1 protein-coding gene is annotated in these 286 nt (G+C 29.0%); it reads left to right on the top strand.

What is annotated here, in order from left to right:
- Nucleotides 1–97 (top strand): hypothetical protein (locus tag B4033_RS13620; protein ID WP_414631400.1); only part of this gene is annotated, 97 nt, incomplete at its 5' end.
- Nucleotides 98–286: the final 189 nt, after the last annotated feature.

Below are 286 nucleotides of genomic sequence, written 5' to 3'. Positions count from 1 at the left end.
AAAAGAAAATATTCAGGCTTTTGAAGTCAACCTGTCTGAGGAAGTACTGAAAGGCATTGAAGCGATTCATCGTCAGCAGCCGAATCCGGCACCATAATTTTTATAATCTATTCCGGAAAAGCCTTTATTGATAAAGGCTTTTTTTATTTCACATGATTAAGTTTGTGGCTGAATAAAAATTCTTCTTTGTTGACTTGAAATATGATTTGACTATACCAATATTATTATTAAAGACTGCCTGATATTTATTTTAAGTTTTTGAAAAATATATATAAATTTATTTGAA

The organism is Acinetobacter sp. UBA3132, assembly GCF_002364825.1.
Lineage (GTDB): Bacteria > Pseudomonadota > Gammaproteobacteria > Pseudomonadales > Moraxellaceae > Acinetobacter > Acinetobacter schindleri.
Note: the sequence above shows the minus strand (reverse complement) of the source record. Positions and strands in the feature narration are given on the sequence as shown.